General features: G+C 65.6%; 19 protein-coding genes. 10 read left to right on the forward strand and 9 right to left on the reverse strand.

From position 1 onward, the window contains the following. Positions 1-76: 76 nt before the first annotated feature. The 3 genes from C380_RS13150 to argA all read left to right on the forward strand — a co-directional run bounded on the left by C380_RS13150 (position 77) and on the right by argA (position 4,114). Positions 77-322: a hypothetical protein gene (locus C380_RS13150; RefSeq protein WP_015014345.1), complete on the forward strand. Its 246-nt coding sequence runs from the start codon at positions 77-79 to the stop codon at positions 320-322. A gap of 100 nt (positions 323-422) precedes the next feature. Continuing rightward, positions 423-2,435 (forward strand): AAA family ATPase, encoded by a 2,013-nt coding sequence (locus C380_RS13155; protein WP_015014346.1) that lies wholly within the window; start codon positions 423-425, stop codon positions 2,433-2,435. A 332-nt stretch (positions 2,436-2,767) separates the two neighbouring features. Continuing rightward, positions 2,768-4,114 carry an amino-acid N-acetyltransferase gene (gene argA, locus C380_RS13160; RefSeq protein WP_015014347.1) on the forward strand — a complete coding sequence of 449 codons (1,347 nt, stop codon included), beginning with the start codon at positions 2,768-2,770 and terminating at the stop codon, positions 4,112-4,114. On the opposite strand, the gene bla is transcribed toward argA, so the two are convergent. Beyond that, the gene (bla, locus tag C380_RS13165) at positions 4,111-5,025 is read right to left on the reverse strand and encodes a class A beta-lactamase (protein ID WP_043565412.1); all 915 of its coding nucleotides are present in this window, start codon (positions 5,023-5,025) and stop codon (positions 4,111-4,113) included. The two genes, argA and bla, sit on opposite strands and share 4 nt — an antisense overlap. 113 nt (positions 5,026-5,138) lie before the next feature. Between bla and C380_RS13170 the strand changes: the two genes are divergently transcribed. Beyond that, positions 5,139-6,047 carry a LysR family transcriptional regulator gene (locus tag C380_RS13170; RefSeq protein ID WP_015014349.1) on the forward strand — a complete coding sequence of 303 codons (909 nt, stop codon included), beginning with the start codon at positions 5,139-5,141 and terminating at the stop codon, positions 6,045-6,047. Between the two features lie 115 nt (positions 6,048-6,162). On the opposite strand, the gene C380_RS13175 is transcribed toward C380_RS13170, so the two are convergent. Then, positions 6,163-7,791: an HD domain-containing phosphohydrolase gene (locus C380_RS13175; protein WP_015014350.1), complete on the reverse strand. Its 1,629-nt coding sequence runs from the start codon at positions 7,789-7,791 to the stop codon at positions 6,163-6,165. A 91-nt stretch (positions 7,792-7,882) separates the two neighbouring features. On the opposite strand from C380_RS13175, the gene C380_RS13180 reads away from it, so the two are divergent. The 3 genes from C380_RS13180 (at position 7,883) to C380_RS13190 (ending at position 9,954) form a co-directional block, all read left to right on the forward strand. After that, entirely contained in the window at positions 7,883-8,884 is a 1,002-nt protein-coding gene (locus C380_RS13180) for a rhodanese-related sulfurtransferase (RefSeq protein ID WP_015014351.1), read from the forward strand. Next, on the forward strand, positions 8,881-9,549 hold the full coding sequence (locus tag C380_RS13185; RefSeq protein ID WP_015014352.1) for a glutathione S-transferase: 669 nt from the start codon (positions 8,881-8,883) through the stop codon (positions 9,547-9,549). The genes C380_RS13180 and C380_RS13185 overlap by 4 nt, the downstream gene beginning before the upstream one ends. Before the next feature lie 186 nt (positions 9,550-9,735). After that, positions 9,736-9,954, forward strand: coding sequence for a hypothetical protein (locus C380_RS13190; RefSeq protein WP_015014353.1), 219 nt, complete (start codon positions 9,736-9,738; stop codon positions 9,952-9,954). A gap of 118 nt (positions 9,955-10,072) precedes the next feature. Here C380_RS13190 and C380_RS13195 read toward each other — a convergent pair whose 3' ends face one another. From C380_RS13195 to C380_RS13220, 6 genes are all read right to left on the reverse strand, one after another. Beyond that, on the reverse strand, positions 10,073-10,609 hold the full coding sequence (locus tag C380_RS13195; protein ID WP_015014354.1) for a disulfide bond formation protein B: 537 nt from the start codon (positions 10,607-10,609) through the stop codon (positions 10,073-10,075). 56 nt (positions 10,610-10,665) lie between these two features. Beyond that, entirely contained in the window at positions 10,666-11,790 is a 1,125-nt protein-coding gene (locus C380_RS13200) for a sulfate/molybdate ABC transporter ATP-binding protein (RefSeq protein ID WP_015014355.1), read from the reverse strand. 12 nt (positions 11,791-11,802) lie between these two features. After that, positions 11,803-12,705 (reverse strand): sulfate ABC transporter permease subunit CysW, encoded by a 903-nt coding sequence (gene cysW, locus C380_RS13205; protein WP_015014356.1) that lies wholly within the window; start codon positions 12,703-12,705, stop codon positions 11,803-11,805. Next, positions 12,702-13,571 carry a sulfate ABC transporter permease subunit CysT gene (cysT, locus tag C380_RS13210; RefSeq protein ID WP_015014357.1) on the reverse strand — a complete coding sequence of 290 codons (870 nt, stop codon included), beginning with the start codon at positions 13,569-13,571 and terminating at the stop codon, positions 12,702-12,704. The genes cysW and cysT overlap by 4 nt, the downstream gene beginning before the upstream one ends. 35 nt (positions 13,572-13,606) lie before the next feature. After that, positions 13,607-14,611 carry a sulfate ABC transporter substrate-binding protein gene (locus C380_RS13215; RefSeq protein WP_043566551.1) on the reverse strand — a complete coding sequence of 335 codons (1,005 nt, stop codon included), beginning with the start codon at positions 14,609-14,611 and terminating at the stop codon, positions 13,607-13,609. 233 nt (positions 14,612-14,844) lie between these two features. Beyond that, positions 14,845-15,429 (reverse strand): alpha/beta hydrolase, encoded by a 585-nt coding sequence (locus C380_RS13220; RefSeq protein WP_043566555.1) that lies wholly within the window; start codon positions 15,427-15,429, stop codon positions 14,845-14,847. 189 nt (positions 15,430-15,618) lie between these two features. Between C380_RS13220 and C380_RS13225 the strand changes: the two genes are divergently transcribed. The 3 genes from C380_RS13225 to C380_RS25315 all read left to right on the forward strand — a co-directional run bounded on the left by C380_RS13225 (position 15,619) and on the right by C380_RS25315 (position 18,247). Next, positions 15,619-16,527 carry a hypothetical protein gene (locus C380_RS13225; RefSeq protein WP_015014360.1) on the forward strand — a complete coding sequence of 303 codons (909 nt, stop codon included), beginning with the start codon at positions 15,619-15,621 and terminating at the stop codon, positions 16,525-16,527. Positions 16,528-16,549: 22 nt separating this feature from the next. Beyond that, entirely contained in the window at positions 16,550-17,164 is a 615-nt protein-coding gene (locus tag C380_RS13230) for an RNA polymerase sigma factor (protein WP_051022537.1), read from the forward strand. An 810-nt stretch (positions 17,165-17,974) separates the two neighbouring features. Continuing rightward, the gene (locus C380_RS25315; protein ID WP_168162366.1) at positions 17,975-18,247 is read left to right on the forward strand and encodes an ankyrin repeat domain-containing protein; all 273 of its coding nucleotides are present in this window, start codon (positions 17,975-17,977) and stop codon (positions 18,245-18,247) included. 102 nt (positions 18,248-18,349) lie between these two features. Here the strand turns inward: C380_RS25315 and C380_RS13240 are convergent, their stop codons facing one another. Next, positions 18,350-19,219 (reverse strand): HDOD domain-containing protein, encoded by an 870-nt coding sequence (locus C380_RS13240; RefSeq protein WP_043566561.1) that lies wholly within the window; start codon positions 19,217-19,219, stop codon positions 18,350-18,352. Positions 19,220-19,222 lie beyond the last annotated feature (3 nt).

The raw sequence follows: 19,222 nt of genomic DNA on the forward strand, positions 1-19,222 counted from the left end.
GACCTCCTGCACCTTGTGCAGCGCTCCACAAGCCCTGGCTAATTTGCCGGGGTTTTTTGTTTGTGGAACGCACACCATGAGTGCCAAAAAACTGTCTCGGGCCTTCGCCCAGGGTGAAATCAAGAAGCTGCGCCGCATGAAGCAGCCCCTGGTGCTGAAGCTCGAAGCCTCGGGCCCGCCCCGAAACCCTGTGGCCGCAGCGCTGGCCCAACGCAGCCTGTCCAGCGCGGCAGGCAAGCACATCCGAACCCGTGGGGCCCAGCGCCGCGCGGACAACGTCGCCCTGCGCAAGGCGATCCAGAACCCCTTTTTGAACGATTGACATGAATCCCTTCAACAACCCACTGCCGCCACACCAGCGGCATCCCACTCCGCATCCGGCGCTGGCCGGTGCGCCAACGCTGGCAGCGCATCCATCCCCGATGCACTCAGCGCACCCTGTGCGTGCCCAGACAGCCGCGACCATCACGCCAGTTGCCAGCAGCGCAGAGCTGGCCCAGCGCCAGCAGGCTTTGGCGCGCGCGGCGTTGCAACTGAAAGCCGAGCTTTTCGGCATCGACGACGTGATCGACCGCGTGATCAATGCCATCCGCGCCTGGTACGTGCTGCCACAGCTCATCACCCGGCCGGTCATCGTCTGCCTGTGGGGCCTGACCGGCACGGGCAAGACGCAGCTCACGCGGCGGCTGGCCCAGCTGCTGGGCTTTTACGACCGGTTTGTGGAAGTGCAGATGGACGGCTTCAGCCACGGCGCGAGCTACCGCAGCTCGTCCATCTCGGGCATGCTGGGCGACTCGGGCGTCCACGAGGGCATGCCGGGCATCCTGGTACTGGACGAGTTCCAGCGGTTTCGCACAGTGGACACCAAGGGCGCCGACGTGAAGGTGGAGCGCTACCAGGACGTGTGGACGCTGCTGTCCGATGGGCGCCTGCCACCCGCGTTGAGCGCGCTGTCCAACATCGAGCGCAAGCTGGCCGATGCGCACTACGAGGCTGAGCGCGCCGAAGATGGCGATGACGACCGCGCAGGCAAGAAGCCCTACCGCTTTCAGCTGGACGCCTGGGATGCGCAAGAACTCAAGCGCATGCTGAAGCTGCAGGAGCCGCTGTCCGCCATCATGCAGTGGCCGCCCGCCAAGGTGCAGGCGCTGTTTGCCAGCTTTCAGCAGTCCAGCCATGCGTGGGAGACCGACTACAGCAAGCTGCTGGTGTTTGTATGTGGCAACCTCGACGAGATGTACCACGAGACCGCACAGCGTGTAGAAGACTGCGACACCGATGCCGACATCTTTCACCGCCTAACCCGCAAGCTCTCGCTCATCGATGTGAAGAAGGCGCTGGGCGAGCGCTTCAAGCCCGAGCAGATCGCACGGCTGGGCAATGAACATGTGGTCTACCCGTCGTTCAGCAAGGCGACGTATGAGCGCCTCATCCATAACCTGTGCACACGCTATGTGGACGATATTGCCGCGCAGTGTGGCGTGCGGTTTGCCATTGGGCAGGATGTGCTGAGCGAGCTGTATGCCAATGCGGTGTTCCCTGCGCAGGGCACGCGGCCATTGTTCTCCTCAGTGCACGCGATCCTGAGCGCCAACCTGGTCAACGCCGCGTTGTGGGTGGTGCAAGAGCAGCTTTCGCTGGAGCAAGAGTTCGCCATTCACCTGGCGCCCGACAAGCGCCACCTGCTGGTGTCGGGCCAGGGGCCTTCGGGCCCAGTGCAGGCCGCGTTTGCGGTGACGCTGGAGCTGAACCGGCTCAAACAGCGGGCCAACGCAGACTTTCGGGCCTTGCTGGCCGTGCATGAGGCGGGCCACGGGTTGGCCTATTGCGTGTTGTTCGGGCACGCTCCGCAAGAGGTGAAGATCAACATCGCCTCGTTCGAGGGCGGGTACAACAGCTTCTCTAGCCTCAAGGCCACCACGCGCCAGAACGCGCTCGACATGATGTGCGTAGGCCTGGCAGGCCGCGTGGCGGAGGAACTGGTGTTTGGCGAAATGGCCTGCACCACCGGGGCCGAGCAGGACTTCAAGCAGGTGACGGCCGAAGCGGCGCGCTACATCCGCCACCATGGCTTTGGCGCGCGGCTGGCCCGCACCGATGTCACCGTGGAGATGGACAACCACATCAACACCGACATCGACCCCAGCAACGAAGCCATCGAGGCGCTGATGCAGCAGCAATACCAGCGCGCCCAGGCCCTGCTGACCACGCACCATGAGGCGCTGGGGCGCACGGTGGACGCGTTGCTGGCACACGGCACCATCGCCCCGGCGGAGATGGTGGCGCTGCTGCAATGCTGCGGCATTGCACTGGCGTCTCCGTCGGATGCCGCAGGCACCCTGCCCGAAGAAGGCCTGGTGCTGGAGCCGTTTGGTGCCAAACTCAGCGCGTTTCGCGCACGCGGGGCGGCGTCCGCTGCACCCCAGCTGGCGTGACACCCAGCACGAGAGACCAAGGCTCAAGGATCGACATGGCCAGCGGGTTTTCCGAGTCCGGCGACGGGCTGCACTACGCCGAGCACATCTCGGTGCCGATGCGCCTCGGAAGACGCTCCCCACCATGTGCTGCGCCTGACAGCGCGTGGCGAGCGCCCCCTGCAGCTGGGGGGTTTGACCAGCGGGAAGAAGCCGAACGCTGGCGCTGCCGCATCGCGGCGCTGTTCGATGCTCACCCTGGCTGAGCGTACAAATCCCGGCACCCGGTCCCTAAGGACACTTATCATTCGCACCTCCGCGCATTACCACCACCGCCCCAACCACCCTCCTCCATGTCCGCCGTTTTCAACTTCACCTTCGTCCCCTGGTTCCGCTCGGTGGCGCCGTACATCCACAAGTTCCGCAACCAGACGTTTGTGATCGGGCTGACGGGTGAGGCGATTGCGGCCGGCAAGCTGCACAGCATTGCGCAAGACCTGGCACTGATCCAGGCCATGGGCGTGAAGATCGTGCTGGTACACGGCTTTCGCCCGCAGGTGAACGAGCAGCTGGCGGCCAAGGGGCATGCGGCCAAGTATTCGCATGGCATCCGTATTACCGACTCTGTGGCTCTCGACTGCGCGCAAGAGGCCGCTGGGCAGCTGCGCTACGAGATCGAGGCCGCCTTCAGCCAGGGCCTGCCCAACACGCCGATGGCGGGCGCCACGGTGCGCGTGATCTCGGGCAACTTCCTCACGGCGCGGCCCGTGGGCATTGTGGATGGGGTGGACTTCCAGCACTCGGGCCTCGTGCGCAAGGTGGATGTGGCCGGCATCCAGCGCACTCTGGACATGGGCGCGCTGGTGCTGCTGTCGCCGTTTGGCTTCTCGCCCACGGGTGAGGCCTTCAACCTCAGCATGGAAGAAGTGGCCACCAGCGTCGCCATTGAGCTGCGGGCCGACAAGCTGATCTTTTTGACCGAGGTGCAGGGCATCCGCATGTCGCCCACCGAGCCCGAGAGCGACGACAACCCCATCGACACCGAGCTGCCGCTGGCCGCCGCGCAGGCCCTGCTGGCCCAGTTGCCGCCCGCCCAGCAGCCCACGGACACGGGCTTTTACCTGCAGCACTGCGTGAAGGCCTGCAAGGCCGGCGTGGAGCGCAGCCACATCTTGCCGTTTGCGGTGGATGGCTCGCTGCTGCTGGAGGTGTACGTGCACGACGGCATCGGCACCATGGTCATCGACGAAAAGCTGGAAGAGCTGCGCGAGGCCACGATTGATGACGTGGGCGGCATCCTGCAGCTGATCGAACCCTTCGAGAAGGACGGCACGCTGGTCAAGCGCGACCGCACCGAGATCGAGCGGGACATCGCCACCTACACCATCATCGAACACGACGGCGTGATCTTTGGCTGCGCCGCGCTCTACCCCTACCCCGAGGCCAAGACGGCGGAGATGGCCGCCGTAACGGTATCGCCACAAAGCCAGGGCACGGGCGACGGCGAAAAGCTGCTCAAGCGCATCGAGCAGCGTGCACGCTTGCTGGGGCTGGACAGCATCTTTGTGCTGACCACCCGCACCATGCACTGGTTCATCAAGCGCGGCTTCTCGCCGGTAGACCCTGACTGGCTGCCCGACGCCCGCAAGCGCAAGTACAACTGGGACCGCAAGAGCCAGGTGCTGGTCAAGAAGCTCTAAGCACGGGTGAAAGTCTCGCGTGCGGTCGCCACGGCGCGCGCCACCTGGGCAATCGCCGCATCCCGTTGCTCGCCTGACGCTGTAGAGCGCGTGAGGTAACAGGTCACCAACATCGGCGCGCCGCCGCCCTGCGGCCACAGCACGCCGATGTCGTTGGCCGTGCCGCTGTCGCCCGCCGTGCCCGTCTTGTCGCCAACCTTCCAGCCAGGCACACCGGCGCGCAGCCGTTTGTCGCCCGTGCTGGTCTCCACCAGCCAGCGCTGCAGCCAGGCCCGGGACATGGGGCTGAGCGCGTTGCCCAGCACCAGTTTCTGCAGGGTCTGCAGCATGGCAAGCGGCGTGGTGGTGTCACGCGGGTCGCCCACGGCAGCCTCATTCAGCGTGGGCTCGGTGCGGTCCAGCCGCGTGATCGGGTCACCCAGCGAACGCACGAATGCGGTGAACCCGGCAGGCCCCCCATGGCGGGCCAGCAACACATTGGCGGCGGTGTTGTCGCTCAGGCTCACGGTGGCAGCGCACAGCTCTCCCACCGTCAGACCGCCACCGTCGCCCGCGCGCGCACCGCTGACGGGCGAGTACGCCACCACGTCGGCCGCGGCGTAGTGCACACGCGCATCCAGCCGCTCCTTGCCCTGGTCCACCAGCGCCAGCATCCAGCCCGCCAGCACGGCCTTGAAAGTGCTGGCCATGGCAAAACGCTCGTCCTGCCGCCAGCCCAGGGCCAGGCCCGATCCGGTATCGAGCATGGCCACACCCAGGCGGCCCTGTGCAGTGCGTTCGATGCTGGCGAGGGCTTCGTTCCACGCGCGGGTGGTCTGGTCGCGCCGGTCGGGGTTGCGGACGGCAGCGCAACCCCACAAAGGCAGGGTCGTGGCGGCCATCAAACCCAAGGAAAACTGTCTTCTTTGCATATCGATGGAAAGCGTGGTGAGGAACAAGGCCCGAACGATACGGAGGTTCAGCCCCCAGCACCATCGACAATAATTGCCAAAAGCCCCAAGAAAAACTTTGACCTTTTGGCACCATGCACTTGCCGCTCAACGCCCTGCGTGCCTTCGAGGCCTCGGCCCGCCACCTGAACCTGACGCGCGCCGCCCAGGAGCTGCACGTGACCCAGACCGCCGTGAGCCAGCACATCCGCAAGCTGGAAGACCGGCTGGGCAAACCGCTGTTCCGGCGCCTGCCGCGCGGCCTGGCGCTGACGGACGAAGGCCAGGCGCTTCTGCCCGTGGTGGTGGAGTCGTTCGGCAACCTTCAGCGCGCCCTGGAGAAGCTGGGCGACACCCGCCCACGCGAGGTGCTGACCGTGGGGGCCGTGGGCACCTTCGCGGTGGGCTGGCTGCTGCCACGGCTGCGCGACTTTCAGCAGGCCTGCCCGTTTGTGGACCTTCGCCTGCTCACGCACAACAACCGGGTTGACATGGCGGGCGAAGGGCTGGACTACGCCATCCGCTTTGGCGACGGTGCCTGGCACGGCACGCAGGCCGACCGCATCATGGATGCGCCCATGTCCGTGATGTGCTCGCCCGCCCTGGCCCACGGCCTGCGCACGGCGGCCGACCTGGCGCGCCAGCCTTTGCTGCGCAGCTACCGCACCGACGAATGGACGGCCTGGTTCGAGGCTGCGGGTGCGCCCTGCCCCGTGGTGCGTGGCGCGGTGTTCGACTCGTCCCTGACGCTGGCCGAGGCGGCGGCGCAGGGCGCGGGCATGGCACTGTTGCCAGTGAAGATGTTCGCGCGCGAACTGCAGCAGGGCCGCCTGGCGCAGCCCTTTGCGCAAGAGCTGCACCGGGGCGCCTACTGGCTGACGCGGCTGCAGTCCCGCCCTGCCACGGGGGCCATGACGGCGTTTCGGGACTGGCTGCTGGCGCAGGCCAGCGCCGGGGCGGGGGGCAGCACTGGTACCAGCACCAGCGCAGAGAAATTGGAGTGATTTAGGTCAGTAGCGCTAGTGCATATTGCGCTAATAGCTATCAATTAGATAGCAAACAATCCGAAGGCATCGATACGCGCTATGGGACGATGCGCCACCCGGGCGCCCGGCGGAATCAAAAACCCATCGCCGTCACATCCACCGCGTCCACCTGCCCCGCCTCCAGAAACTGTTCGCCATACCGCAGGTACACCCGCTCCCGCACAAACACCTCGAACAGGTCGGGGTCGATGTGCCCGTTGTCGCGCATCTTGCACATGATGGCGATTGCTTGCGACAAGGTCATGCCGCTCTTGTAGGGCCTGTCTGCGGCCGTTAGCGCCTCAAAGATGTCGGCAATGCCCATCATGCGGGCCTGCAGCGACATCTGCTCGCGCGTGAGGCCGCGCGGGTAGCCCTTGCCATCCATGCGCTCGTGGTGGCCGCCCGCGTATTCGGGCACGTTTTGGAGGTGGCGCGGCCAGGGCAGCGTCTCCAGCATCTTGATGGTGGCGACGATGTGATAGTTGATGGTGTCGCGCTCGGCCTGGTTCAGCGTGCCGGAGCGGATGGTGAGGTTCTCCACTTCTTCGGCCGTCAGAAAGCTCGTCTGCACCCCTTGCGGGTTGCGCCAGTGGCGCATGGCGGCAATGTCACGCACGCGCTGCTGGTCCTCGGGGCGCATGGCCTCGGTGCCGGTGTTGCAGCGGCGCAGAAACTCACGGTCTTCCTCCAGCGCATGGATGTCGTGTTGCAGGGCCTGCAGCTCCTGCCCCTCGGCCCGCGCGTCCACCACCGGGCGCAGCGCCAGCTGGCGGCGCAGCGCGGCCAGCTCGGCGTCGCGCTTGAGCACCTCAAACCGCGTGTCCACCAGGCCGATGCGGTCGTAGATGGTCTGCAGCTTGGTGGCTTTGTCCACCACATGCACGGGGGTGGTGATCTTTCCGCAGTCATGCAGCAGACCTGCCATCTTGAGCTCGTAGCGGTCGCGGTCGCTCATCTTGAACGCGGCCAGCGGCCCCTCGCGGGTTGCATCCACGGCTTCGGCCAGCATCATTGTGAGAGCGGGTACGCGCTGGCAGTGGCCGCCGGTGTAGGGCGATTTTTCGTCGATGGCCAGGTTGATCAGGTTCACGAACGACTCGAACAGGCGCTCCAACTGCGTGATGAGCAGCCGGTTGGTGAGCGCAATGGCCGCCTGCGAGGCCAGCGACTCGGCCAGGCTCTGGTCGGCCTGCGAGAAGGTGATGACCTCGCCCGTGTCCGGGTCGCGCGCATTGATGAGCTGCAGCACGCCGATGAGTTCAAGGTCATGGTTCTTCATCGGCACCGTGAGGAACGACTGCGACCGGTAGCCCGTGCGCTGGTCAAACGCGCGTGTGCCCGAAAAATCAAACCCTGCGGCGCTGTAGGCGTCGGCAATGTTCACCGTGCGGTCGTGGATGGCCGCGTGCGCCGCCACCAGCGAATCATTGGGCCCGCCGTCGGCCGTACGCAGGGGCAGCAGCGGCAGGTCGATGGGCTTGCCGGTGGTGCCTCCCAGGCTGATGCCGAGGGAGTCGGTGCGCAGGATCTCGAACTTGAGCGCCGACTGGTCATCCGTCACGCTGTAGAGCGTGCCGCCGTCGGCACCCGTGATGGTCTTGGCGGCCTCCAGGATGTTCTCCAGCAGCCGGTCGATGTCCCGCTCGCGCGAAAGCGCGGCGCCGATGCCGTTGAGCTGCTCCAGCCGACGGAACAGATTGAGAGTGGATTCCTTGCTCATGCGACCACCTTGCAAGCAGCGTTGGTAACCCCGCATCGTAACGAAAGGTGACAGCTATCATCACCCTTCCTGTTTCAAAAACGCCCAATTCGTGGACTCGGTCACACCCCGCTTTCTCACCGCCGCGCTTTACCAGTTTGTGGACCTGCCAGACTTTGCGGCCCTGCGCGAGCCTCTGCAGACCCTGTGCGACGCGAACGGCGTGCGCGGCATGCTGCTGCTGGCGCCCGAGGGCATCAACGGCACCATTGCGGGCGAACCGCAGGGTGTGCACGCCGTGCTGGCGTGGCTGCGCAGCGACGCGCGCTTTACCGCCCTGCAGCACAAGGAGGCGCTGGCCGAGCGCATGCCCTTCTACCGCATGCGCGTGCGCCTCAAGCGCGAGATCGTCACCCTGGGCGTGCCGGGCCTGAACCCTGCGCGCAACGCGGGCACCTATGTGAAGCCCGAGGACTGGAACGCCCTCATCGACGACCCTGGCGTGGTGGTGGTAGACACACGCAACGACTATGAAGTGGGCATTGGCACGTTTGAGCGCGCCATCAACCCGCACACGCAGACCTTTGCAGAGTTTCCGGCCTGGGTCGAAAAAGAGAAACAACCCGGTGGCGTGCTGGCAGGCAAGCCCAAAGTCGCCATGTTCTGCACCGGCGGCATCCGCTGCGAAAAGTCCACCGCCTTCCTCAAATCGCAAGGCTTTGACGAGGTTTACCACCTCGAAGGCGGCATCCTCAAATACTTGGAAACCGTGCCCGAAGAAGACAGCCGCTGGCACGGCGACTGTTTTGTGTTCGACGAACGCGTGTCGGTAGGCCATGGCCTCGCACCGGGCCACCACCAGCTGTGCCGCTCCTGCCGCATGCCCCTGGGCGAGGCCGAACTGCAGTCACCGCACTATGTGCCCGGCGTAAGCTGCCCCTATTGCCACGGCACCCGCACGCCCGAGCAGGAACGTGCCCTGGCCGAGCGCGAGCGGCAGATGCAGCTGGCCCGGCAGCGCGGGCAAGAACACATCGGCGCGCAGCAACCCGGCCGCCCCCCGCGCACTGCGGCCAAGGACGCCGGTGACGACGGCGTGGATGGCACAACGTGACCGCCCTGCCCGTCCTGTACTCGTTCCGCCGTTGTCCCTACGCCATGCGTGCGCGCCTGGCCCTGGCCGTGAGTGGGCAGGTGTGCGAACTGCGCGAAGTGGTACTGAGGAACAAGCCCCTGGGCCTGCTGCAAGCATCCCCCAAGGGCACGGTACCCGTGCTGGTGCTCCCTGGCGGCCAGGTGCTGGAGCAGAGCCTGGACATCATGCTGTGGGCGCTGGCGCAGAACGACCCGGAAGGCTGGCTCACCCCCAGCAACGGCACTGTGGCGGACATGCTGGCGCTGATTGCCGAATGCGACGGCCCGTTCAAGCAAGCGCTGGACCGGTGCAAATACCCCAGCCGCTACCCCGACGCCGACCCCGCCCTGGCCCGCACCCAGGCGGTGGATTGGCTGCAAACGCTGGAGGCAAGACTCGCCCACCATGCCTGCCTGTATGGCAACCGGGCAGCCCTTGCCGACATGGCCATTGCGCCCTTTGTACGGCAGTTTGCCGGCATTGATGACGTCTGGTGGAGTGCCCAACCGTGGCCGCGCTTGCAGGCCTGGCTGGCCCACTGGCAGGCAAGCCCGCTGTTTGAGCAGGTGATGCCCAAACTGCCCGCCTGGGTGGACGGAACGCAAGGCGTACCATTCCCGCACAGCAACGGGATGCCCGGCTGACGGCACCATCCCGAATCTGCTTGAGATCGGTGCCTTAGGCACCATCTGTTCCACAGCGCATCACGCTCCGTGGCACCAAAGGTCACCACGTAGCAGCCCTTCTCCACCTCATGCACCGCGCAGCCTCCCCAGGGCTTCACTGCGCAGAGCCCTCCCCAAACACCCACTCGCCCCCATTACCCCTGCATGAAAATCATCGACGAAATGTTGAACCTGGACCTGCTCACCCAAGAGCAGCACCTGCAAATCAGCGCCTGGATCGCGCGCTCCACCTCGCCGGAAGAGATATTGCAAATGCCGGCGCCACTGTGGCAAGCAGTGGAACGCGCCAGCCAGACCATGGGCATCAACGAGGACCTGCTGCGCCCGCCGTCGCTGGATGCAGGGGGTGTGGTGCTGGGCTAGTTGCAAGCCAATGCCGGCAAGGGCGTCTCTCACCGCAGAGGACCCGGTGTTTGAAAAACTTCCAGCATGAAAAAAGCGCTCCGTAGAGCGCTTTTTGGGGGCAGAGCCAGGGCTGCCGTCAAGCCACCGAGTAGCCGGAGCCCCGCTGGGTACCACCCTTCAAGGCCCGCACCAGCAGTGCCAGCAGCACCAGGCCAAAGCCCACAAAGCAGATGAACGACCAGTTGGCAATCGAGCCCCCGAGGAAAGTCCAGTCGATCGCGGTGCAGTCACCCGAACCGCGGAAGATCATGGGGATGGCGCGGCTGATGGGGTAGTTTTCGATCATGCCGTAGAAGTCGCGGCCGCAGGTCGCGATCTCCGGTGGGTACCACTGCAGCCAGCTCTGGCGGGCTGCCACAAAGGCGCCAAACCCGGCGGTGACCAAGGCCAGCACCCCAAAACTCATCCACCAGCCCCGATTGCCTCGCGCGCTCGCCAGGGCCGTGAATACCGCCACACCAATGAGCGCATAGCGCTGCACGATGCACATGGGGCAAGGCTCCAGGCCCACCACATGCTGCAAATACATGCCAAAGGCCAGCATCGCCACGCAGGCCACGCTGATCAGTGCCAGCACACGGCGCGGGGCCTGATCGATCCAGTTCAACAACATCTTTGTTATCCCTCTAAGCCGCGCAGTGCCTGGCGCGGCATCCCCAGGGAAGCTGCTCAGATACCAGCGGCGTGATCCAAGAACACTCGGGCGCGGCGTGGTGTAACCACCAGCGTTTCACCCTCTTTGAAACCCATTTCCTTGAACTGCTGCGCAGGAATCTGCGCTTCGATCAGGGACTCTGGGGACGCATTGTCCGCTGGTTTGTGGTCATCGGTCGGAATAAGTTCCAGCCGCGCAATCGGCCCCACCACAATGGCTCGGCTCAGCTGGGCCACGATGCCACGGGGACGGCCTTCGGCGTCCAGGCCTGCGCCGGGGGAGTAGCGCTCCACGTCCAGGTCGTGCGGACGCACATAGGCAAAGGCCTTGGCGTTTTGCGCCGTCTGGTGTTCGGGCGAGTCGATCTGCATGCCTTCCAGGTGTACCAGGCCTTCATGGGCGCGGCCATGGAACAGGTTCACATCGCCCAGAAAGCCGTACACGAACGGGCTGGCGGGCTGGTCCCACACCTGCTGGGGGGAGCCGCTTTGCTCGATCTTGCCCTGGTTGATCACCACCACACGGTCCGCCACTTCCAGGGCTTCTTCCTGATCGTGGGTCACGAAGATGCTGGTCACATGCAACTCGTCGTGCAGGCGGCGCAGCCAGCGGCGCAGTTCCTTGCGCACCTTGGCGTCCAGCGCGCCGAAGGGTTCGTCGAGCAGCAGCACCTTGGGCTCTACCGCCAGCGCGCGGGCCAGGGCAATGCGCTGGCGCTGGCCGCCGGACAGTTGCGAAGGGTAGCGCTCGGCCAGCCAGTCGAGCTGCACCAGCTTGAGCAGGTCCATGACCTTCTTCTTAATCTGCGCTTCACTGGGGCGCTCGCTGCGGGGCTTCACGCGCAGGCCGAAGGCCACGTTCTCGAACACCGTCATGTGGCGGAACAGCGCATAGTGCTGGAACACGAAGCCCACGTTGCGCTCGCGCACATGCACGTCGGTGGTGTCTTCACCGCTGAAGTGGATCGTGCCCACATCGGCTGTTTCCAGACCGGCAATGATGCGCAAGAGCGTGGTCTTGCCGCAGCCCGAGGGGCCGAGCAGTGCAATGAGTTCGCCCGAGGCAATGTCCAGGCTCACATCGCGCAGGGCCTGAAAGTCGCCAAACTGCTTGCTGACGTTACGGATTTCAATGCTCATGTTCTGTTTCCTTCACACGCCAGCGGGCGCGGGGCGCTCGGGCGGCAATTCGGCGGCGGCCTTCAGGGCCTGCTCGTTGCGGTGTTCGGCAATCGTCTTGATGACCAGCGTGACCAGGGCCAGCAAGGCCAGCAGCGAGGCAGCGGCAAACGCGGCCACCGACTGGTATTCGTTGTAGAGAATCTCGACGTGCAGCGGGATGGTGTTGGTCTGGCCCCGGATGTGGCCCGACACCACCGACACCGCGCCAAACTCGCCCATGGCCCGGGCGTTGCACAAGATCACGCCATACAGCAGGCCCCACTTGATGTTGGGCAAGGTCACGTACCAGAAGGTCTGCCAGCCGCTGGCACCCAGCACGATGGCCGCCTGTTCCTCGTCGTTGCCCTGCGCCTGCATCAGCGGGATCAATTCGCGGGCGATGAACGGAAAGGTCACGAACACGGTTGCCAGCACGATGCCGGGCACGGCAAAGATAATCTTGATGTCATGCGCCGCCAGCCACGGGCCAAACCAGCCCTGGGCACCAAACATCAGCACATAGATCAAACCGGCCACCACAGGCGACACGGAGAACGGCAAGTCCACCAGCGTGGTCAAAAACGCCTTGCCCTTGAACTCGTACTTGGCAATGCACCAGGCCGCGGCCACGCCAAACACCAGGTTCAGCGGCACCGCAATCAGCGCGGTGATGAGCGTGAGCTTGATCGCCGACCACGCATCGGGCTCGCGCAAGCCTTCCAGATACGCACCAAAGCCTTTGCGCAGCGCCTCGGCGAACACGGCGGCCAGCGGCAACACGAGGAACAGCAGCATGAAAGCCAGTGCCAGCGCGATGAGCGTGTAGCGCACCCATGGCGCCTCGGTGGTGCCGGCCTGGGCGCGGCGAACAGTTCGAGAGTTGGCACCGCTCATGCTGGAGCCCCCGCGTGGCGGCGCTGCCAGGCTTGCAGCGCGTTGATGATGAGCAGCAGGATGAAGGAGATGACCAGCATCACCACGGCCACGGCGGTGGCGCCTGCGTAGTCGTACTGCTCCAGCTTGCCGATGATGATGAGCGGCGTGATCTCCGACACCATGGGCATGTTGCCCGCGATAAAGATCACCGAGCCGTATTCACCCACCGCCCGCGCAAACGCCATGGCAAAGCCGGTGAGCAGTGCGGGCGTAATGGAGGGCAGGATGACCTTGGTGAAGGTCTGCAGGCGTGTGGCGCCCAGACAGGTGGCGGCCTCTTCCAGTTCCTTCTCAGCGTCTTCAAGCACCGGTTGCACCGTACGCACCACAAACGGCAGGCCGATGAAGATGAGCGCAATCACAATGCCTGCGGGCTTGAAGGCCAACTGGATGCCCATGGGCTCCAGAATGCTGCCCACCCATCCATTGCCCGCCAACAGGGCCGTGAGCGAGATGCCGGCCACGGCCGTGGGCAGCGCAAATGGCAGGTCCACCAACGCGTCCACGATCTTCTTGCCCGGGAACTTGTAGCGCACCAGCACCCAGGCGATCAGCAAGCCAAACACCAGGTTGACCAGCGCCGCGATAAACGATGCGCCAAACGTCAGCCGGTAAGAAGCCAGCACCCGCGGCGCGCTGATGGCCGCCCAGAACTGGTCCCAGGTGAGGGTGAAGGTCTTGAAGATCAGTGCGGACAGTGGGATCAGCACGATGACGCTCAAGTAGAAAAGGGTGTAGCCCAGTGACAGCCCGAAGCCGGGCAACACGCGCTTGGGCGCGCGCCGTCCGGCCGGGGCTGCGGCCACGGCAGTCGCAGTGGTCATAGATGCAGTGGTGAGTCGGGAGAAGCGCCGCCTACTTACTTGGCACCGGGCGTGTACAGCTTGTCGAACTGGCCGCCGTCATTGAAGTGCACCTTCTGCGCTTCGGTCAGCGAGCCGAAATACTTGGCCACGGTGAACTGCTTGAGCGGCTTGAACGTGGCTTCGTACTTCTTGAGCACCTTTTCCGAGCGTGGGCGGATGGCGTGCTTGGCGGCGATCTCCTGGGCTTCGTCCGAGTACAGATAGTCCAGGTAGGCCTTGGCCAGCTGGGCCGTGCCCTTTTTGGCCACAGTGCGCTCGACTACAGCCACGGGGTTCTCGGCCACCACGCTCACCGAGGGGTAGATCGCATCGACCTTGCCCGCGCCGAACTCGCGGTCGATGGAGACCACTTCGGATTCAAAGGTAATGAGCACGTCGCCCTGGTTGCGCTGCAGGAAGGTGGCGGTGGCATCGCGCCCACCCTTGGCCAGCACGGGCACGTTCTTGTAGAGCTTGCTCACGAACTCCGCCGCCTGCGCGTCGGTGCCGCCCTTTTCACGCACGGCGCCCCAGGCGGCCAGGTAGGCATAACGGCCGTTGCCGCCGGTCTTGGGGTTGACCACGATCACCTGCACGCCGGGCTTGATGAGGTCGTCCCAGTCCTTGATGTTCTTAGGGTTGCCATTGCGCACCAGGAACAGCATGGTGGACGTGGTGGGCGATGCGTCGTTGGGAAACTTCTTGGCCCAGTCCTTGGCAACCACGCCGTTGTCGGCCAGGAACTGCACGTCGGTGGTCGTGTTCATGGTCACCACGTCGGCGGCCAGGCCATCGTTCACGGCCCGCGCCTGGGCGCTGGAGCCAGCGTGCGACTGGTCGATCTTCACGTCCTGGCCGGTGGTCTTCTTGTAGTGGGCGGCAAAGGCGGTGTTGTAGTCCTTGTAGAACTCGCGGGCCACGTCGTACGACACGTTGAGCAGCGAATTTTGAGCGGCAGCCATGCCGCTCGCGGCCAGGGCCAGGGAGGCCAGGAGGGTCTTGAGTTTCAGAGAAGTCATGGTGAGGTCGCCCAAAAAATGCTGGAGATTCCGCATTGTGCGGACCCCCCCCTTAAAACTCAAAAGAATATATTTTTGTTAATTAATCAAAAATCGGCATATAAGCACGATCGGGAGGTGCGCTCAAGTCAAGCCACCTGGGCCCACTGCGGCTGCCCAGGCGAGAGATTTCTGACCCCATAGACCCCAAGCGCTAGTGCAATATGCCCAGCAAGCTATCAATAAGGTAGCAATTAGGCAGCAGCAGAGGAGACCTGCGCGTAGCCACCCATGGGCCGGTTACCGGTGTGATCCCCCTCCAGCGACTGCAACAACGCCCAGCCCAAAGGCCATTCGCCATGGCCCGAGTCAATGTTGATGTGCCCTGCGTTCTGCATGCGCACAAACTCGCTGCCCCAGGCCCGCGCATAGGCGCCCGCCAGGCGGATGGGACAAAACGGGTCGTTGCTGCTGGCCACCACGATGCTGCGGTACGGCAATGCGGCATAGGGCACGGGGGCAAAGTCGCTCAGGATGGCCCGGCGCTCCGGGTCGGCCGGGGCCACCAGCAGCGCGCCGCAGACCTTGGCCGCAGCCTCAGGGCCCATGTGGGTGGTGGCAATGCAGCCCAGGCTGTGCGCCACGATCACCACGGGCTGGGGCGCAGCCAGTACCGTCTTTTCCAACTGGCTCACCCAGGCCGAACGCGTGGGCGTGATCCAGTCGTCCTGCACCACACGGCTCGCATGGGCCAGGCGCTCGGCCCATAGGCTCTGCCAGTGGCCGGGGCCCGAGTCGCGCCAGCCGGGGACGATGATGATGGAGGTGTTAGCGGTCACAGGCTGGCATTCTGCGAGCCAGTCTTTAAAACCCAAACGACTTAATTCTTGTTATTTAATCGCCAAATCATCTAAAAACACCCGCATTTATGCAGTGTCTAACCCCAGGATTTTTTTTCGCGGGGTTTAACCCCTTTCGGCCGCCCGGTTCGTTTCACCCAGCACCACCACTTTTTTGATGGAGCTGCCATGAAACCCCGTTCACTCCCCCTGCCCGCCCTCGCCGCCCTGACAGCACTGCTGGGCCTGGCCCACCTGCCTGCCCAGGCCATTGGCCGCCTGGCCGACGTCACCATCGTGGACCGCGACACCGGCGCCACGCTGCCGGTGCACTACGCCCGGGGCGAATACTGGGTGGCCGGGCGGCCCGGGGCGCGGTATGCCATCACCGTGCGTAACCGGCTTGGCGAGCGGGTGCTGGCCGTGCCGTCAGTGGACGGCGTGAATGTGCTCAGCGGCGAAACCGCTGCGTGGGACCAGCGCGGCTATGTGTTCTCGCCCTATGAGCGTTACCAGATCACCGGCTGGCGCAAGAGCGACAGCCAGGTGGCGGCCTTTGAGTTTTCGCACATTGCCAACTCGTATGCCGCCCGTACGGGCCGCCCGGCGCACGTGGGCGTGATTGGTGTGGCCCTGTTCCGCGAACAGCCACCGGCGCCCCAGCCGGCCCCCACCATCACCCCCGAGCCCTACAGCCAGCGCCGCGACAACGGCCTGGGCCTCGGGCGCCTGCGGGAGGAACCCGCGTCGCCCGCAGCCGCTGGGGCTGCCGGTGCGCCTGCGGCCCCAGCCCCATCGGCCGAGGCAGAGTCCACTGCCCGCTCGCCATCTGCTGACAGTGTGGCCAAGGCCGCCCCCATGCCATCGGCCAAGCTGGGCACGGCGCATGGCCAGCGCGAGACCTCGGTCGTCACCCACACCACTTTCACGCGCCTGCAGGAGCAACCCAATGAAATCATCAGCATCCGCTACGACAGCCGCGAGAACCTGATCGCCAGCGGCGTGATCCGCGAACCCATCGCCCGACCCTCCGTGCCCCCGGTGCCCCGCGCATTTCCGCAGTCGGACAACCTGTCGTACGTACCCGACCCCAGGTAGGCCTGGGCCAGCCCGTGCGTGCATGAGGGTTTCGCATAATGCCCGGGTGCCTGCCGCCCCACCCTTTGACCATGCCCACGACGCCGACGAAGCGCTGATGCTGCGCTACGCCAAGGGCGACATGGCCGCGTTCGACCGGCTGTACGCCCGGCACGAACTGTCCGTGTGGCGGTTTGTGTTTCGCAGCGTGAAGGTGCAGGCGGTGGCCGACGACCTGCTGCAGGACGTGTGGTTTGCAGTGGCGCGCAATGCCGCCCGTTACGAGGTGAAGGCCAAGTTTCGCACCTGGTTGTTCACCCTGGCGCATAACCGGCTGGTGGACCACCTGCGCACTACCAAACACCACACCAGCCTAGACGCCAGCGAGGACGATGCGCGCACGCTGGCCGACGCGCTGGTGGCTGATTCGGGCTTTGGGCCCGTGCGGCAACTGCAGTCGCGCGAGCAGGCGGCTGCGCTGATTGCGGCGGTGGAGCAGTTGCCGCTGGAACAGCGCGAGGCCTTTTTGCTGCAAGCCGAAGGCGACCTGAGCGTGCAGGAGATTGCCGAGGCCACCGGCGTGAATTTTGAAACCGCCAAGAGCCGCCTGCGCTACGCACGGGCCAGCCTGCGCCAGCACCTCAAGGAGTTTGTATGACCCGGCAGGACGACGAACTGGTCCGGCGCTACCACGAAGCCAGCGAGCAGGAAGACGCCCGCCCCGGCGCGCATGTGCGCGAGGCCGTGCGTGCACATGCCCAGATGATCGCCAAGGCTGCGGCATCGGCATCAGCAGGCTCAGTGGCAACCCCTGCCGCCAACCAAGCCCGCTGGAAGATTTCGGCCCTGGCCACTGTGGCCGTGGTGGGGCTGACTGGGTTGCTGATGCTGCAGTTTGAGCGCGGCACGCCCGAAGAGCGGGACACTGCTTTCAGCCACCGCCGGACCGAGGCGCCGGCAGCCCCAGCGCCAGCGGCCCCTCCGACGCCGCAGCCACCGGCTGAGCCCTCACCAGCCACTCCGCGCGAGCCCGATAGCGCGCAGAAAAGGGCGCGGAACAGCACCGGCCCATCGGCCGACGCCTTGCCCTCCAAGCCCTCCACGGTAGCCGCCCCCGCACCTGCGCAGACACCAGCACCCGCACAGCCCGTGGCCAAGGCGGCGCCCGCATCGCCTTCGGCCACTGAACAGGAAGCCCTGGCAGCGCCTCGCACCGCAGGCACCCTCTCCGGTTTCCCCGCCTCGCCCCCCGCACCCGCGACGGCCGGAGCCCCCCGCGCCGAGTCCGGTGCTGAAAGGCGCGAGCGCGCAGCAGCCCCCGCAGCACCGGCTCTCCAGGAGGCCACCCCAGCTGCACCCGCTCCGGCTGCCGCACCAGCTGCCCGCAGCGCGCAGGCTGACGCTGCAACGCGCGACCACCACGCGGCTGCCGCAGCCCCTGCCATGCAAAAAAAATCTGGGCGCAGCCTTGCCCAGCACCGTCTGGGAGGCCGCGCGCGCAGGCCAGACCCAACAGGTCGAAGCGCTCGTGCAACAGGGCACACCGGTGGATGCCCGCGACCCCGAAGGAAAAACCGCTCTGATGCTGGCCGCGATGAACGGCCACACCGCCACCGTGCAGCGGCTGCTGGCCCTGCGCGCCAACCCGACGCTGGTGGATCGCGATGGTCTGACTGCGGCGCAGCTGGCGGCACAGCGGGGGCACACGCGCCTGGTGGAGTTGCTGGAAGCGGCGCGCTGAAAAGCTCACCGGCAGGCCACACAGGGCCTGCGTCATGTTCGCATGGGGAGCCCTGGAGGCACCGTTCGGTGCCAGTGGAGAATCAGCCGCTCGTTGGGATCATCAGAACCGCACCGCCTCGAACGCCGGGTGCAGCGCGTCGATCCAGTGGTCCAGTTCGTCCTGCGTCACGTGCAGGTGGTCCATGCAGGCCTGGCCGTGCTGGGTCCACTCGCGCGTCGGGGCCAGGCCGTCGTGCTGATTGACCAGAAACTCGGCCAGCAGGCCCAGCGCCACCAGGTGGCGCACCGTGGGGTCAAACCGCTCGTCGTTCAGGCACGCAAAGTCATGGTGCAACCAGATGGCCTGGGCCACGTCGCCCGGCAGGTGCCAGGTGCGCGCCACGATGGCGCCCATCACCGCGTGGTCAGTGCGGTGGCTGGCGTTCTCGGTCTGGGTGAAGGTGCGGTCCTTGCGCGCCAGGGCCTCGGTCACGGTGCCCGCATAGCCCCGCACGGCCTTCACCAGCACCGGCATGCCCACATGGCAGAACAGCCCGAAGCTGTAGCCCAGCCCTGGGTCCAGGCTGTAGAGCTGGTGGCCGATGTGCTCGCACGCGATGGCGCGGCGCTGCGAGCTTTCCCAGAAATGCTCCAGCAACGGCGAGCGCACCTGCAGCGCGTTGCGCGTGATAAAGGCAGACAGCAGCTCCACCGCCGGTTGCAGCCCCAGTACCGTCAGCGCCATGCCCACGGTCTGCACCGGCTGGGCCAGGCCGTACAGTGGGCTGTTGGCCAGCCGCATCACGGCGGCGGCCAGGGCCACGTCGGAAGATGCCAGTTGCTCCAGCGCGGTCGAGTCCAGCTCGGGCGCCGCCACTATCTGCTGCAGGCGCAGCAGCGATTCGGGGCACGGCGGGATCACGATGGCACGCACGGCAGGGTGCACGCGGGCCTGCCGGATGTCTTGGTCGATGGGGTGTGGAGCGGTCACAAA

The organism is Acidovorax sp. KKS102 (genome assembly GCF_000302535.1).
Lineage (GTDB): Bacteria > Pseudomonadota > Gammaproteobacteria > Burkholderiales > Burkholderiaceae_C > Acidovorax.

Coding starts and splice junctions, on each gene's coding strand:
- C380_RS13150 (WP_015014345.1), top strand. CDS start 77: ATGAGTGCCAAAAAACTGTCTCGGGCCTTCGCCCAGGGTGAAATCAAG.
- C380_RS13155 (WP_015014346.1), top strand. CDS start 423: ATGCACTCAGCGCACCCTGTGCGTGCCCAGACAGCCGCGACCATCACG.
- argA (WP_015014347.1), top strand. CDS start 2,768: ATGTCCGCCGTTTTCAACTTCACCTTCGTCCCCTGGTTCCGCTCGGTG.
- bla (WP_043565412.1), bottom strand. CDS start 5,025: ATGCAAAGAAGACAGTTTTCCTTGGGTTTGATGGCCGCCACGACCCTG.
- C380_RS13170 (WP_015014349.1), top strand. CDS start 5,139: ATGCACTTGCCGCTCAACGCCCTGCGTGCCTTCGAGGCCTCGGCCCGC.
- C380_RS13175 (WP_015014350.1), bottom strand. CDS start 7,791: ATGAGCAAGGAATCCACTCTCAATCTGTTCCGTCGGCTGGAGCAGCTC.
- C380_RS13190 (WP_015014353.1), top strand. CDS start 9,736: ATGAAAATCATCGACGAAATGTTGAACCTGGACCTGCTCACCCAAGAG.
- C380_RS13195 (WP_015014354.1), bottom strand. CDS start 10,609: ATGTTGTTGAACTGGATCGATCAGGCCCCGCGCCGTGTGCTGGCACTG.
- C380_RS13200 (WP_015014355.1), bottom strand. CDS start 11,790: ATGAGCATTGAAATCCGTAACGTCAGCAAGCAGTTTGGCGACTTTCAG.
- cysW (WP_015014356.1), bottom strand. CDS start 12,705: ATGAGCGGTGCCAACTCTCGAACTGTTCGCCGCGCCCAGGCCGGCACC.
- cysT (WP_015014357.1), bottom strand. CDS start 13,571: ATGACCACTGCGACTGCCGTGGCCGCAGCCCCGGCCGGACGGCGCGCG.
- C380_RS13215 (WP_043566551.1), bottom strand. CDS start 14,611: ATGACTTCTCTGAAACTCAAGACCCTCCTGGCCTCCCTGGCCCTGGCC.
- C380_RS13225 (WP_015014360.1), top strand. CDS start 15,619: ATGAAACCCCGTTCACTCCCCCTGCCCGCCCTCGCCGCCCTGACAGCA.
- C380_RS13230 (WP_051022537.1), top strand. CDS start 16,550: ATGAGGGTTTCGCATAATGCCCGGGTGCCTGCCGCCCCACCCTTTGAC.